Annotated in this window: 15 protein-coding genes; 13 read left to right on the top strand and 2 right to left on the bottom strand. The window is 51.9% G+C overall.

The annotated features are described in order from the left end of the window. Positions 1–2: 2 nt before the first annotated feature. Positions 3–1,649, bottom strand: coding sequence for a tetratricopeptide repeat protein (locus tag ACXAFR_RS09895; RefSeq protein ID WP_475176196.1), 1,647 nt, complete (start codon positions 1,647–1,649; stop codon positions 3–5). A 189-nt stretch (positions 1,650–1,838) separates the two neighbouring features. Between ACXAFR_RS09895 and ACXAFR_RS09900 the strand changes: the two genes are divergently transcribed. The 5 genes from ACXAFR_RS09900 (at position 1,839) to ACXAFR_RS09920 (ending at position 7,831) form a co-directional block, all read left to right on the top strand. Continuing rightward, positions 1,839–2,210 (top strand): flagellar export chaperone FliS, encoded by a 372-nt coding sequence (locus ACXAFR_RS09900; protein ID WP_475176197.1) that lies wholly within the window; start codon positions 1,839–1,841, stop codon positions 2,208–2,210. Positions 2,211–2,545: 335 nt separating this feature from the next. After that, positions 2,546–2,803: a hypothetical protein gene (locus ACXAFR_RS09905; protein WP_475176200.1), complete on the top strand. Its 258-nt coding sequence runs from the start codon at positions 2,546–2,548 to the stop codon at positions 2,801–2,803. 496 nt (positions 2,804–3,299) lie between these two features. Beyond that, on the top strand, positions 3,300–4,757 hold the full coding sequence (locus tag ACXAFR_RS09910; protein WP_475176201.1) for a sigma-54 dependent transcriptional regulator: 1,458 nt from the start codon (positions 3,300–3,302) through the stop codon (positions 4,755–4,757). 303 nt (positions 4,758–5,060) lie between these two features. Continuing rightward, positions 5,061–6,308: a sensor histidine kinase gene (locus tag ACXAFR_RS09915; RefSeq protein WP_475176203.1), complete on the top strand. Its 1,248-nt coding sequence runs from the start codon at positions 5,061–5,063 to the stop codon at positions 6,306–6,308. Next, complete coding sequence (locus ACXAFR_RS09920) at positions 6,305–7,831, top strand: sigma-54-dependent transcriptional regulator (protein ID WP_475176206.1); 1,527 nt, start codon at positions 6,305–6,307, stop codon at positions 7,829–7,831. The genes ACXAFR_RS09915 and ACXAFR_RS09920 overlap by 4 nt, the downstream gene beginning before the upstream one ends. A 108-nt stretch (positions 7,832–7,939) precedes the next feature. On the opposite strand, the gene ACXAFR_RS09925 is transcribed toward ACXAFR_RS09920, so the two are convergent. Continuing rightward, positions 7,940–8,122: a PA3496 family putative envelope integrity protein gene (locus tag ACXAFR_RS09925; protein ID WP_475176209.1), complete on the bottom strand. Its 183-nt coding sequence runs from the start codon at positions 8,120–8,122 to the stop codon at positions 7,940–7,942. A gap of 343 nt (positions 8,123–8,465) precedes the next feature. Between ACXAFR_RS09925 and fliE the strand changes: the two genes are divergently transcribed. The 8 genes from fliE to ACXAFR_RS09965 all read left to right on the top strand — a co-directional run bounded on the left by fliE (position 8,466) and on the right by ACXAFR_RS09965 (position 15,216). Then, complete coding sequence (gene fliE, locus ACXAFR_RS09930; protein ID WP_475176210.1) at positions 8,466–8,843, top strand: flagellar hook-basal body complex protein FliE; 378 nt, start codon at positions 8,466–8,468, stop codon at positions 8,841–8,843. Positions 8,844–8,884: 41 nt separating this feature from the next. After that, positions 8,885–10,576 carry a flagellar basal-body MS-ring/collar protein FliF gene (gene fliF / locus ACXAFR_RS09935; RefSeq protein WP_475176211.1) on the top strand — a complete coding sequence of 564 codons (1,692 nt, stop codon included), beginning with the start codon at positions 8,885–8,887 and terminating at the stop codon, positions 10,574–10,576. Further along, positions 10,569–11,600 (top strand): flagellar motor switch protein FliG, encoded by a 1,032-nt coding sequence (fliG, locus tag ACXAFR_RS09940; RefSeq protein ID WP_475176214.1) that lies wholly within the window; start codon positions 10,569–10,571, stop codon positions 11,598–11,600. Before fliF ends, fliG begins: the two co-directional genes overlap by 8 nt. A 30-nt stretch (positions 11,601–11,630) precedes the next feature. Then, positions 11,631–12,572 carry a FliH/SctL family protein gene (locus ACXAFR_RS09945; RefSeq protein WP_475176215.1) on the top strand — a complete coding sequence of 314 codons (942 nt, stop codon included), beginning with the start codon at positions 11,631–11,633 and terminating at the stop codon, positions 12,570–12,572. Then, positions 12,569–13,960, top strand: coding sequence for a flagellar protein export ATPase FliI (gene fliI, locus ACXAFR_RS09950; RefSeq protein WP_475176216.1), 1,392 nt, complete (start codon positions 12,569–12,571; stop codon positions 13,958–13,960). Before ACXAFR_RS09945 ends, fliI begins: the two co-directional genes overlap by 4 nt. Next, the gene (fliJ, locus tag ACXAFR_RS09955; RefSeq protein ID WP_475176219.1) at positions 13,957–14,391 is read left to right on the top strand and encodes a flagellar export protein FliJ; all 435 of its coding nucleotides are present in this window, start codon (positions 13,957–13,959) and stop codon (positions 14,389–14,391) included. The genes fliI and fliJ overlap by 4 nt, the downstream gene beginning before the upstream one ends. 147 nt (positions 14,392–14,538) lie before the next feature. Beyond that, on the top strand, positions 14,539–14,826 hold the full coding sequence (locus ACXAFR_RS09960) for an STAS domain-containing protein (RefSeq protein WP_475176221.1): 288 nt from the start codon (positions 14,539–14,541) through the stop codon (positions 14,824–14,826). Positions 14,827–14,856: 30 nt separating this feature from the next. Then, positions 14,857–15,216 carry a response regulator gene (locus tag ACXAFR_RS09965; protein ID WP_475176225.1) on the top strand — a complete coding sequence of 120 codons (360 nt, stop codon included), beginning with the start codon at positions 14,857–14,859 and terminating at the stop codon, positions 15,214–15,216. The last annotated feature ends 1 nt before the right edge of the window (position 15,217 follow it).

Below are 15,217 nucleotides of genomic sequence, written 5' to 3' on the forward strand. Positions count from 1 at the left end.
GCCTAGCTGACCAAATCTTCGCCGTAGAGACGGTCAAATTCACCGTAGAGCAATTGAAACCGCTTGTACTGCTTATGGCGACCATCGATGTTCTCAATCGCTTGCAGACTGTCTTTGCAAATGACCATCAGCTCAGGGCTGGGCCCATCGGCCTTGGTCTTTGATATGGCTGACTGAATAATGTTGAGCCTCAAGCCAACATGATTGGGAAACATTCCGATCGCTTTAAGGAAGACCTCAAGGGCGGCATCGTATTCTTTCTTCTCGTAGAGCTCGATGCCCCGGCGGGTCAAATCGACGGCAATTCGACGACCTTTGGCGCTGAGCGGTTCTTCCGAGGCCGCATCAACACGGTTAACCAGATCTTCATGGTTGGGGTGTTCGGCAGCAATCTGACGAAGAATTTTTTCCGCCCCCTCTTTATCGCCGGCATCTGACATCGCCATGGCCAGCTCGAGTTGCGCGTAGGCGTCTTCGACACCCTCGTCGGCAAGGCTCTTGGCTTCTTCTAGATGGCGTGCCGCTTCTTCCGTTTTCTTCTGGAAGCTCGCGAGACGCGAGCGGGCCGATGCCACTTGGATTTTTATCGATGGGTCGTCCGCGTGTTTACGCTCTGCACGATTGATGTACATGTTCGCTTCTTTGGCGATTCTTACACGCTCCTCAACATTGTCTGAGTCCGCCTGTTCCAACAGTTCAGAAACAATGTCAAAGTAATCCTGGGGGGAGTAGTAGCAAGAGTGCTCGCCATATTTTAACGCCGCACGGCGACCTTCCATGCTCACGTCCTGTTCATTCGTCACTTTTGCGACGGTTGCCAGACGGCGTTGTCGCAGCACCGATTTGGGGGATACTGCCGCGGCATCTTTGACTGATTTCACCATGGCTTCCTGATCGCCGGTTTCCCCGTAGAGATCAGCCAGCAGGTCATGGGCTTCGACGAATCGATTGTCTTTGGCAAGAACCGCTCGGAACGCAATTTCGGCATCGGCGAAGCGTTTTTGTGCCAGAAATGTTTTGCCCAGCCCAAGCTGAGCCCAGATGCGGGTTTTATCCTGCAGCGCCTCTTCGTAGATGACTTGCGCCTCTTCAAAGCGTTCCATACGAAACAGCAGTTCGGCCTGAATGCGGTTGTAGCTCCCGGTGTACTTGCCGCCGTTTTCCAGCTTGTCTTTACAGAGTTCAATCGCCTTGGCGTAGTCGTGATCGTCGATAGCGGTTTTGATCGGCAGCAAGTCTTCGTGACGAATAGCAATACGGCTCAGTCTTGCCTGCAGCAGTCTGGGCGTAATCGGTTTGCTGAGATAGTCGTCGGGAAGATACTCCAGAGTCGCGATAACCATTTCCCGCGATGTCTCTGCGGTAATCATCAGGAACATGCTGACGTTCTTTAATAATCCCGAGTAGCGCAGCTCTTCCAGCATTTGCTGGCCGTCCTGGCCATCGCCCAGATTGTAATCACAAAAAACAAAATCATAGTGTCTGAGCTTACACAGCTCTTTCGCCTGCTTACTGGTTGCGGCTGTATCAATCTCCGCCATGCCGAATGTCTTCAGCATACGCTTCATACTGCCGCGCACCTCGCTCATGTCATCGATAACGAGGCAGCGCTTGCGTTGGTAGATTCTTATTGCGTCTATTTGCCGCATCTGTCTTTTATTCCTGACGCCATGTCCTTGAAGAGTACCAAACCAGAAGAGATTAGGGGTTCTGGAAAGTATAGACCAGCTGTCGAGGTATCAATGAAGGATTCATGACATGGCACATTCTGTGCTCAAAGTGTGAACAGTGACAAATTTTTGCCACCCAATTCGAGTTTTAAGCTTGAGGAATTGACTATGACGATATCGGCAACTCGCGCAGCATATAAAATGGAAGCTCAAAACGAGCAGTTGACCCCTCACGAAGTGATCCAATTATTATTGGAAGGGGCGTTGGAGCGACTCGATGATGCAGCATTGCATCTGCGTTGCGGTAAAGAAGTGGAAGCAGGGCGTCTGATGGAAAAAGCCATTGGTATTATCAACGGACTGCGCGAAAGCTTGGACTTTGAGCGCGGCGGTGAAATGGCCATGCGCCTGGATCGCCTCTATGCCTATTTGGTTTCTCGTCTGGCAGAAGCCGAGTCAGATACCGGCGAGGTTATTCTTGCGGAAACCGCTGAAATGCTGGGCGAATTAAAATCCGGTTGGGACCAGATACCTAACTGAACTTCGCTCAGAAAAGCGTTCGCTGAAATTTAGAATTGGGTGTTTCTTTGCGGTTAAGGCTGTTAACAGGCTGATGGCATTCTGTTGTCCATTCAATGGACTGTACCTGTTAACTCCAATCGTGCTCCGCCATTGACGCACAGAGGCGAAGGTGGTCGTATCGTCGTTTCTTGAGGTGCAGTGCCGGTAAGCAAGTGGGATCAGCTGGGCGTAAAAACGTGTGAGTGCGTTTCTGCGCCGTGCCTGAGTTACGTTTAGGTAGACTACCTCTAAAGAATTCCGCCAGACAGCCGTTAGATTTCCTGACACAGTTTATAACAAGCAGGGTTCAGGAAATGACATCTTCACGCTATGTGCCGTCCTCTCATCTCGAAATTTGTCGCTTGCGTAAGCAGATTACTCATGCTCATGCAGAGCGTGATTGGCAATCGGTGCGCGACGTAGACCATCGCCTGTCAGCCGTATTGGAAGCTGCCACGCAGGACCCACGACGGGATATGCATCTCCTGCTGAAAGAGCTTCGTGGTCTGGTGCAACTGTACAAGAAAGTTGTGGATGACTGTGATCTTAGCCTGTCCAAACTGCCTGGATAATTTGCTTCTACCCTTTGGAAGGTCAGTGTAACGGGCGGTGACTAAATTCTGTTGTCTGTCGCCCAGGCGGTAAGAATTTTCCGCTGTGCGGCAATGTTGCTAGGCTGATCGGGGTAAAACGATTCTTAACATATTTGGTCCGGAATTGGCCAGATCTCGTAAATTGCAGTTCTTTGCGCAGAAGTTCGACGGCTAGAGACTTCGTCACTTCTTTGCGATCCATTCTAGGATTTTTGTTGTTGCGCGACGGAAATTCTTCCTTTTTATGTCATCCATCACGCCACGTCTGGCGTCGTCAGAAATTTGACCGGTTCACCCTTGTTGACTATTACTTTCAGGACGAAAGTCGTGACACTGGCTGTATTGCCTCGACGCAAAACGGATCAACAAGCCAGTATCTGAGACAAAAACTGACGTAGCTAAGAGACGCTTTTTTATCGGCGGTCTGTCGTAGCAACTAAGGATTAAAAAGGGTTTCTTAAGGGTCAACCGAATTATGTGGCGCGAATTAAAGGTTTTGGTTATTGACGACAATGTGCAGCGTTTGCGTGACCTGAAGCTGGTATTGGACTTTTTGGGGGTGGCTGCAGAAACTGCAGACCTGGGCGATTGGCGGGCGAAAGTCGATGGTTTCCATCAGTCAGATTCCCCGGTGATCTGTGTACTGTTGGGAGCGACAATTGCGGTTGGTCGCACCGGAGTTGCGATTGAAAGCTGTGTCTCAGACATCAAAGATTGGAATCCAGATGTTGCTGTTGTCACGGTTGGAGAAACCGAATTAACGGAATCGTTGAGTCTGCCCGCTGATTTGAGGCATATGTTGGTGGACAATTTGACCATGCCACCAACCTATAACCAACTCTTGGATACCCTTTACCGGGCACAACGTTATCGTGAGGCGAGAGACTCCAGTCAGCGACTGAGCGGTCGTCCCGTACACCTGTTCCGCAGCCTGGTGGGTACCAGCCGTCAGATCACGCAAGTCCGTGAAATGATGGCTCAGGTTGCCGACAAAGACGTGACCGTATTGATCACCGGAGAGTCGGGAACCGGTAAGGAAGTCGTGGCGAGAAACCTTCACTACCATTCGGATCGGCGGGATAAGCCCTTTGTGCCGGTCAACTGTGGCGCTATTCCTGCCGAGCTCTTAGAGAGCGAATTGTTTGGGCACGAGAAGGGCGCTTTTACCGGGGCCATCAGTACCCGTGCCGGACGTTTCGAGATGGCAGAGGGTGGCACTTTGTTCCTGGATGAAATTGGTGATATGCCGCTCAACATGCAGGTGAAAATTCTGCGGGTACTGCAGGAGCGCACCTTCGAGCGGGTAGGTTCTAATCGCACCCAGGAAGTCAATGTAAGAATCATTGCTGCGACCCATCGCAATCTTGAAGAAATGATCGAAGAGGGCAATTTCCGCGAAGATTTATTTTATCGTCTGAATGTCTTTCCAATTGAAATGCCGTCCCTCAGAGAGAGATCGGAAGATTTGCCGTTGCTGCTCAGTGAGCTGGTGTCGCGTATCGAAAGCGAAAACAAGGGCGCTATACGGTTTAACTCGGCAGCCATCATGTCTCTGTACCGGCACGAGTGGTCGGGGAACATCCGCGAGCTGGCTAATCTGGTAGAGCGCATGGCCATTATGCATCCCTCGGGCGTTATTGGCGTGAGTGATTTACCCAAGAAATACCAGCATCTCGAAAGTGAAGAGGAAGAGTTTTCATTCGAGATGGAAATGCCATCTTCGCAGGCGACAGTGATCAGCATGAACGACACCACACTGTTGCCTGATCAGGGCATAGATCTGAAAGAATATTTGACGACCTTGGAAAAAAACCTGATTCAGCAGGCGTTGGACGATAGTGGTGGTGTGGTCGCTCGAGCGGCCGACCGACTCTCAATTCGTCGGACAACTTTGGTCGAGAAAATGCGCAAGTACGAGCTGCATCGCACCTGATTTCTGAGTGTATTCTTCTTTAAGGATCCGGATTTTACGCGGGTAAAGTCCGGGCTTCATTCCTGTCGGTTTTGGTTCTTTTTTTCTTCCTTTCTTCCTCTCTCCCGTTGCAACTCTTTCGATAAGCCATCTGTAAGGAACGCGTGGACGAATCCTACTGCAGAAAAATAGTAGGCTGCCGTCGCGATTTATCTGCTCTTTGTTCTACGAATTTTCAAACTGGCACCGGCCTTGCAATCTACCTGTTTAAGAAGGGAAAACGTTGGATGTTTGACGTTTTCGAGGAAAAACCAGGAGTGTTGCATGACTGAGCGTCAATCGACGACTGTCCAATCACCGGATCGTAGCGGGCAGGCGTCTCGCGTTGATGATGATAATTTACTCGATACGTTTGAGTCCTTTCAGGCGTTGTCTGGTCAGTTAAATAAATCCTATCAAGATCTTGAGCATCGGGTGGCTGATCTCACTGAAGAGTTGGATTCGGCACTTGCTCGGCGAGAACAGGAACAGGCAGAGAAGGACCGACTCTCGGAAAGAATGCAAACCCTTCTGTCAGTGCTGCCAGCCGGTGTCGTTATTATCGACCGTCGTGGGTTGGTGGTTGAAGCAAACCCCGTCGCCTTAAGTATGCTTGGTGAGCCGCTCAAGGGGGCCAGCTGGCGCAGTGTTATTGGTCGTAATTTCCGTCCCAAAGATGATGACGGTCATGAGATTTCTACAAAAGATGGACGTCGCTTTAGCGTGGCGACCAGTTCATTGGCCGGGGAGGGGCAGATTATACTGCTGACCGACCAAACCGAAACCCGTCGTTTACAAAGTGAATTGAGTCGTCACGAGAGGCTGTCTGCTTTGGGGAAAATGGTGTCGGCACTTGCTCATCAAATACGAACGCCTCTGTCTACGGCAATGCTGTACGCCGGACATTTGTGTGGCGAAGACATCGACAGGGATCAGCAGAAACAGTTTTCCCAAAAGTTGCTGAAGCGTCTGAAATTTATGGAGCGGCAAGTTCAGGATATGCTGGTTTTTGTCAAAGGTGATTTGCCGATGACCGAGACAGTCACGGTTGCTGAATTGCGGAGCTGTTTACTGGAGGAAGTCGAAATATTGTTGAGCAGCCATGATGCTCGCTGTCGTTGGTACATCGACTGTCCAGACCGGCGCCTGCGCTGCCATAAAGAAAGCCTCATTGGGGCAATCAGTAACCTGGTGCACAACGCAATTCAGGCTGCCGGTAATGGCCTGCAGTTAGACATAAATTTCTCGTTAACCGACGATGGTTATTTGACGATCTGCGTCAAAGATGACGGTCCTGGTATGGATGCGCAATTGATGTCGCGGGTTAAAGAATTATTTGTTACTACCAAATCCCAAGGTACTGGTATTGGGCTAGCGGTCGTCGAGACGATCAGCAAACGCCACGGGGGTAAATTTGAACTTTCTTCTAAGCTTGGTCACGGCGTTGAAGCAACCATTTGTTTGCCGTTAATCGATAGCCGGAGCTCGCAATCACACGGGCATGAACTAAACGTGAGTGGGTGTATGTTATGAACGGGAGTCTCGCTGAGAAACCTCAAACCGGTCGCATATTAATCGCGGAGGACGATGCCGATCTTCGGGAGGCTTTGACCGATACGTTACAGCTGGCTGGCTTTGAGGTCATTGCTGTCGACAGTGGAGAGGCAGCGCTGACAAGTTTGCAGTCCGTCAATGTCGACTGCATAGTTTCAGACGTTAATATGGGCGGTATGGACGGGCACGAGTTGCTAGGCCATATCAAGCAGCATCATCCGCAGATTCCAGTTATCCTGAACACCGCATACGGAAGCATTTCCCGCTCGGTTGAAGCCATGCGAGAGGGCGCGGCAGACTACTTGGTGAAACCTTTTGAACCTCAAGTCTTGCTGGAAACCGTTGGGCGATATTTAGGTGCTGCGGTGCTTCCGAAAGATGATCAACTGATCGCCGAAGATCCTCGCAGTCAGGATCTGCTGGCTTTGGCGAGACGTGTCGCCGCAACGGATACTACTGCTCTCATCATAGGTGAGTCGGGAACGGGAAAAGAGGTTCTCGCCCGCTATCTGCACCGTCATTCTCAGCGAGCGGATCAACCATTTATCGCAATCAACTGCGCGGCTATTCCGGAAAACATGCTCGAAGCGATGTTGTTCGGTCATGAGAAAGGCGCTTTTACCGGAGCGGTCAGTTCTTCTCCGGGAAAGTTTGAGCAGGCAAACGGCGGCACTCTGTTATTGGACGAAATCTCTGAGATGGATATCGGACTGCAGGCGAAACTGTTGCGGGTCTTACAGGAACGTGAGGTGGAAAGACTGGGGGGGCGACGCACCATTCGGCTCGACGTCAGAATTATTGCTACATCGAACCGGGACATGCGCGAATACGTTGAAGCCGGTAAGTTCAGAGAGGACTTGTATTTCCGTCTGAGTGTTCTGCCTTTGCATTGGAGTCCGTTGCGTGATCGTCCGGCGGATATTCTGCCGCTGGCAAGACAGCTGCTTTCCCGTCACGCCCGCAAGCAGCATCGCAAGGGCATTGCTTTGAGTGAGACGGCTGAAGCGGCTTTGGTTGCCTATCCATGGCCTGGCAATGTCAGGGAGTTGGACAATGTTATGCAGCGAGCGTTGATCTTGCAGCCCGGGCAAAAAGTTCAAGCGCAGGATTTGGGGCTGCAGGCCGAGCAGAGATTCAGTGCCAAACCGAGTTTGACGCAAGCGGGAATGTCGACATCAACGGGTGAGATGATTGGAGCGCATGGCTCATCGTTGCAGCCAACATCGTCATCGGGAGTCAGTGCTGTGGAAAAATTTCAGGCAGTGCCCGTCGGTGGCGAAGACGATCTTTTGAGCGGTGATTTATCCGCTGCCTTGAGCGATGAGGGATCGGATCTCGGCGGTGATTTAAAGTACCGGGAATTTGAAATTATCGTCCGTACCTTGCGCCAAGAGCGAGGCAGCAAAAAAAATACGGCCGAGCGATTGGGCATCAGCCCACGAACGCTGCGTTATAAAATCGCACGCCTCAAAGAGCTGGGGTTGGATGTGTCTGCGGCCTAAGCGAATCACACACAAAATCCCCAGCAGGGTGCTGACGTTTAAACGCCTAGGCATGTTTGCCAAGCGTCAAATGAAAATAACGCTGGAACGTCCAGCGTTATTTTGCATTTAAAATTCGAAGTCGAACTCTTTCAGATCCTTCTGCAGACGCAACTCCTCGAGCCTCTCTTCCAATCTTCTGCGAGCATCTATATTGGCCTTGCCAGACGCTCTTTCCAAAAGCTGTTCGCCGATAACATCATCGATATTATCCTGCGCTGGTAAATTGACGGATAACACATCACCGCTCATACCGAAATTCCTCCGTGTCGATATTCACTGCCCAAAGACCAGTGGCCTAAAAGTTACCAGGTTGTACGTCAAAATCAGCCCTGTTTCGCAGCCGCTTTGCAAGACTGCTGTCTCGAATATTACCCGTGGATTGATCCGGGTCAATAGTTTCTGATGATCATTCTGTGAACTCTTAGTGAAGAATTTATGGCATCTATCGCTTCCTGTTTGAAAATAAAAGAATTTTTCTGAGCTGGCCCAGTTTGTGCAAATTCTCTGATAAATCCCTTGTCAGAGGGTGAAAAAGCCAAATATTTGTCGTTTCGAGACGTTAACGACAGAGCCGTAACGGGAAAGCAGAGTTATGACTGATCGGGTGGATATCAATCGCTTACTGGTTGAAATGCGAGCGCTGAAAACCCAGACCCAGGCATTTCAGGCGCCAGGATCACTGGCTGCCCAGGATGTGGCAAAAGGTGGCATCGAGAAAGGCGTAAAAGTTGGTGACGAAAAGTCCGTACCATCGTTTGGGCAGATGCTCGAATCCGCGGTCAACAAAGTCAACGACGTGCAAAAGACATCTTCAGAAACAGCGAAAGCTTATGAATTGGGTGACCCCAATGTGGATATCACCGATGTCATGGTGGCCTCTCAAAAAGCCAGCGTTTCCTTTCAATCCATGTTGCAGGTAAGGAACAAATTGATCGATGCCTACCGCGACGTTATGAACATGCCGGTATAGCTCTGATGGATTGTGGTCAACAGGTCGCGTGTAGGTAAATCATGGCCAGTGCAGATACAGAAGTTGAAGAACACGTCACGACGGGTTTTGCCAACGACTTGATGGAGGGGTTTAACAACCTCAATTTGTTGCGTCAGGCGGGGCTGATGATTGGCCTTGCGGCCAGCGTTGCTATCGGCTTTGCCGTTGTGCTCTGGACTCAGGGTGAAGATTATCGCCCGCTTTATGCCAGCCTCGATCAATTGGATTCCGGAGAAATTGTCGACATCCTTGAAGCCAATGACATCAAGTTTCGGGTCGACGAAAAGAGTGGTGCGTTGTTGGTTGCCGATGAAGAAATTCACCGGGCAAGACTCAAGCTGGCGGAAGCCGGACTACCGGGTGACAGATCCGTCGGTTTTGAATTGCTCGACCAGGAGCAACCGCTCGGTACCAGTCAATTTATGGAAAACGCGCGTTTTCGCCGCAGTCTTGAAGGCGAGCTGGCGCGCACCATTACCAGCATTCGCTCTGTGCGTGCGGCGCGAGTTCACTTGGCGTTACCCAAACGATCGGTGTTCGTCCGCGAGGCCCGTCAGCCCAGTGCCTCGGTGTTCGTAGAGCTCTACGCGGGTCGTGGTATCAAGCAAGAGCAGGTGAAAGCCATTGCCAATTTGGTAGCCTCCAGTATTCCCGAGTTAACTCAGGAAAATGTCACGGTGGTTGATCAGAAGGGGAACCTTCTCAGTCTCAATGACGAAGACCCCGAGATGATGCTCGCGGGTAAACAGAGAACCTATACCCGCAAAATCGAAGACGACATCATCCAGCGCATTAACAATATTCTTAATCCGGTGGTCGGCAGTTCCAGCTTTAAAGCGGAAGTCAGTGCCGATGTGGATTTTGACGCTATTGAGCAGGCGGAGGAAATCTATAATCCGGATCTTCCCGCCATTCGCAGTGAGCAGACAATGGAGGAAGCTCGCGTAGGCCCTGCCAACGACGCAGGCATTCCCGGAGCTTTGACGAATCAGCCGCCCGGCAACGGCGATGCTCCCGAGGTGGCCAATGGGGAGGGCGGTGCCAATGCCAACGGGCCGAGAAACAGTCGTAAGCAGGCGACACGTAATTTTGAGCTGGATCGCACCATCAGCTACACCAAGCATCAGTTGGGTAAGCTGCGTCGACTCACGGTGGCTGTGGTGGTTGACGACCGTATTTTTACGGATCCCGAAACCGGAGCCCAGAGCCGCATCCCCTGGACCGATAATGAACTGGAACGACTGGCTATACTGGTAAGAGATGCGGTCGGGTTTTCCGCCGCCCGCGGCGACAGCGTCAATGTCTTGAACAGTCCTTTCCAGGACCGTGGTGATGGCGATGAACTCTACCAGCCGCCGCTGTGGGAGCGCCCTTGGTTTCAAACCATTATCAAGCAATTGGTCGGTTTGCTGATCATCATCGCTCTGGTCATGGGGCTCTTGAAGCCGGTGCTGAAAAGTTTAACTGTGTCGGGCATCAAAGCGCGTGAGGACGAGAAAGCTCGTGAAATGGCCGCGCTTGAATCTGCCGGCCTGGATAATTACGAAGGACTGTCCGATGAGACGGTAACGCTGACCGGTGGCGAAGCTTTGGCGCTGCCCAGTCCAGAGGAAAGCTATGAGCAACAACTCAATGCGATTCGTGGGTTGATTGCCGAAGACGCGGGACGCGTTGCGCAAGTGATTAAGAGTTGGGTAAACGAAGATGGCTGATGAAAACGCGGGAGGCAACGCCCCACCGGCTCCCAAAATTCCAAAACTGGAGCAGGCTGCTATTCTTCTTATGACCCTGGGGGAGGGGGATGCCGCAGAAATCCTCAAGCACATGGGACCGAAAGAAGTTCAGCGCCTGGGAACCGCTATGTCTCAACTGGCCAACGTCGAACGTTCGACGGTTGAGTCGGTATTGGGGAACTTCCTCGATGAAGTTAGAACCTTGACCGGCCTCGGCATGGGATCTGATAACTACATTCGTAATATGCTGGTCTCGGCGCTCGGTGAAGACAAGGCCAATGGCTTGATCGATCGTATACTGCTGGGCGGCAACACCACGGGGCTGGATACGCTCAAGTGGATGGAAGCACGCTCGGTCGCCGACATTATTCGCAACGAACACCCGCAGATTCAAGCCATTGTCATCGCCTATCTGGATTCCGATCAATCCGCCGAAATTCTGGCGCAATTCAGTGACAAAGTTCGATTGGATATTCTTATGCGGGTCGCATCTCTGGATACCATTCAGCCGAGCGCACTGCAGGAACTCAACGATATTCTCGAAAAACAATTCTCTGGCAATGCGTCGTCTCAGACCAAGTCAATTGGCGGCATAAAGTGTGCTGCAGAGATTATGAACAATCTGGACAGTTCCATCGAAGCGGATCTTATGGATGCCATCAAAGAAGCCGACGAAGAGATGGGCAACCAGATTCAGGATCTTATGTTTGTCTTCGACAACCTCAAAGAAGTCGACGATCGCGGTATTCAGACCTTGTTGCGCGAGATATCTTCCGACATTTTGATTGTTGCGCTCAAAGGCGCCGACGAAGCTCTGCAGGAAAAGGTCTTCAAGAATATGTCGTCGAGAGCAGCAGAATTGCTGCGTGATGATTTGGAAACCAAAGGGCCTGTCAAAGTTTCCGAAGTCGAAGGTGCGCAGAAAGAAATTCTCACCATTGCCCGCCGCATGGCCGACGCCGGCGAAATTATGCTGGGCGGTGGTGGCGAGCAGATGATGTAGCCCTAAGTTCCGGGCAGAGTTGGACACGTTATGAGTTCGAAAATACCCAGTCGTATTGCCGCCGCTGATCTGGAGGATGTCGATCGCTGGTGCTTTCCTGACGTGGGTACAAACACCCGGGGTGATCCCGGCCCTCAAGAGTCGGAGTCTGTCGGCGAAGGCGACAGTCTGGAAAACTCGGAAGACGACAGCGAACTGATTGAGGATGTCGACCCGGCGGAACTCTTGTTGCCGGGGTTTACCGCCGAACAGTTAGAAGAGATTGCGGCCGCTGCTCGCGAAGAGGGCCACGCCGAAGGGCACAAAGAAGGCGTGGCGGCGGGTCATGCGGAGGGCCATGCAGCAGGGCTGGCAGCTGCCGAGCAAGAAATGCAACAGCAGCTACAGGATCTCGTTGAACGTCTGCTGATGATCGCCGAAGCGGTAGCGCAACCGATCGCTGGGCAGGAGGCTGAGCTTGCAACGGTTTTGCAGGACTATGTATTACTGTTGTCAAAAAATGTTATTGAGCGCGAGTTGCTGCTGGATTCAAGTCAAGTTCTTGGCGCCGTTCAATCTGCGGTTCAAGCCTTACCAATCGGCGCTGGCCATATTACCGTCTCTCTAAACCCAGATGATTTAGCTCTGGTAGAAAACTATGCACAAGAGCGAGGTCTCGACTGGTTGTTTCAAGGGGATCCTGACTTGCAACCAGGAGGCTGTCGAGTAAAAACGCCTGACAGTCTGGTGGATAACAGTATCGAGAAGCGCCTTGCTGAGCTTTCACAACAGTATCTCGACGGTCAGCTTGCAGTTGTCGGCGAAGAGGTGGAAGAGGTTGTGGCTGAGGACGAGCCGGACGATTCCTTAGTGTCTGTTGTCGATCTCCCCGTTTCTCCAAGTGAGGACGAAAGCGCACCGGTGATCGACTCCGAAAAAACAGGGGCGTCACCTGCGCAATCGACACCGGAAAACCCTGAGGAGGCTCCATGAGCCTACTGGCGACATTACAGGCCCAACGACCTGTGCGGCCATTATATCACGAGCCCAAAGCGGAAGGACGACTGGTGCGTTTGGTGGGAATGACCCTTGAAGCGGTTGGGCTCAATGTGTCCGTTGGAACTCAGTGCGAAGTGGTCACTGGCCGAGGCCGAGTTGTAGAGGCGGAGGTGGTGGGGTTTGCGGATGAAAAAGTGTACCTCATGCCCATTCAGCAAGTTGATGGCTTGCAGCTTGGGGCGCCGGTTCGTCCGTTGGGGGGACACAATGGTTTTAAAGTGGGCGAGGGTTTACTCGGCCGTGTGATCAATGGTTTGGGCCAACCTCTCGACGGTATAAAGCCATGGGCGGGAGAAGCCTTCCTCGACCTGGCGCCTCATTTGATCAATCCTCTGCAGCGTCATCCGATATCTGAGCCCATGGATGTTGGCATTCGTGTGATCAACGGCTTGTTGACCGTGGGGCGAGGGCAGCGTATCGGCTTATTTGCCGGCAGTGGCGTCGGTAAAAGTATGCTGCTTGGCATGATGACCAAATTTTCCGAAGCGGATATCGTCGTCGTGGGGTTGATCGGCGAGCGGGGGCGAGAAGTCAAAGAATTTATTGATCACATTCTCGGGGAGGAGGGACTGCGCCGAGCCGTGGTCATAGCCTCGCCTGCGGACGACGCGCCTTTAATGCGACTGCGCGCCGCACAACTGTGTACACGCATCGCAGAATATTACCGGGATCAGGGGCGCAGTGTATTACTCCTGATGGATTCTCTTACGCGCTATGCCCAGGCGCAGCGGGAAATCTCTCTGGCGATTGGTGAGCCGCCTGCCACCAAAGGTTATCCACCTTCGGTTTTTGCCAAACTGCCGCAGCTGGTTGAACGGGCGGGTAACGGGCCAGAGGGTGGTGGTTCGATTACGGCGTTTTATACGGTGTTAACCGAAGGCGACGATTTGCAGGATCCTATTGCCGATTCTGCGCGAGCGATTCTCGATGGCCATATTGTACTCTCCCGACGCTTGGCGGGAGAAGGTGTTTACCCGGCAATAGATGTCGAGTCATCAATCAGTCGGGCAATGCCCAATATTGTCTCTGAGCAACACCTGCAACAGATGCAGAACTTTAAACAACTTCTGGCCTTGTACCGGGAAAATCGCGACCTCATCAGTATTGGTGCCTATCGAGCCGGCTCCCAGCCGGATGTCGACCGGGCGATTGATCGGCAACCCCATCTGCGCAGCTATATCAAACAGGGTTTGTCGGAAAAAGTGGGTTTCACCAGTAGCCTTACGGAATTGGATGCAGTCTTGACGTCCGCACCGGCGCAGCCCCAAGGGGTCGCGAGACCTCAACCGGTGAAAGCCGCCGCCGCGGGTGATTCCCGATGAGCCGTGCCAAACGTATGCAGGTCGTTCTGCAGTTGGTTGAGCAGGCAGAAAAGTCGGCAGCAACCCTGTTGGCCCAGGCACGACAGGCCGTCGCGGTAGGGGTCTCGCAACAGCGGCAGTTGGAAAATTACGCCAACGAGTACTCACGGCGTCTCAACGACAATCGTCAGCCGCAAAACGCGTTTTCACTGGTGAACGATCGTGAATTTTTGAATCGCCTGAGCGATGCCTGTGACGTGCAGCGTCAGCAAGTCGGCGAGCTGGAAGCAAAAGAAGCGGAGAGCCTCAGCCAATGGCAGACCGCGCATCGGCGTCGCAAAGCGCTTGAAGAATTGATAGAACGCTTGTCCAGAGAAGACGATGAAGTCGCCGAAAAGCGGCTACAAAAGGAATTAGACGACCTCGCCAACCTCTCCCGTCGCCCGTTTTAGGGAATCGATATCAGAAACTAAAAATCCCTCGTGGATTTCTCGCACACTGTGGAACTGCGACTAGACTAAATAACGAAGACCCTAGATTAAAACCGAGCTGAATTTCTGCATCGTCACGCAGAAACAGCACCAATAAGGAATCGAGTTGTGAGTGCCACGACAATTATCGATCTGCCCGACAACCTGACAATTGCCACCGCAGAAAAATTTCACCACGATCTGGAAGCTCATATCCTTGAAGGACAAGACGTGGTCCTTAACGGCGAGGCGGTAGAGCGCGTCGATACGGCCGGACTGCAATTGGTCTATGCCTTTATACACACTCTTAAAAAGAATCATGGCGCTTCGGTGAGCTGGAAAGCCATTTCCGAAACGTTGATGACGTCTGCGACCCAATTGGGAATCGACAGCCATCTTGCAATGAAAACCAACTAATTTCGTTCTGAGCCAACTGGAGAAAAAACTATGGCAAAGATCCTCGCGGTTGATGACTCTGCCTCCATGCGTCAAATGGTGTCCTTTACCTTAAAAGGAGCGGGCCATAACGTTATGGAAGCCTGTGACGGAGTCGAAGCGCTAAATATGGCTAAAAAGGGTCCAGTTGACTTGGTCATCTCCGATGTGAATATGCCCAACATGGACGGGATTAGTCTGATCAAAGAGCTGAGAACACTACCAGCCTACAAATTTACCCCGATTCTGATGTTAACCACAGAATCCAGTGCCGACAAAAAAGGCCAGGGAAAAGCGGCAGGCGCGACTGGGTGGATCGTAAAACCCTTTAATCCAGACCAGCTTCTGGCCACGGTTAAAAAGGTGCTATAAA

The sequence above is a fragment of the Pseudomaricurvus sp. ABR4_320 genome (assembly GCF_056159445.1).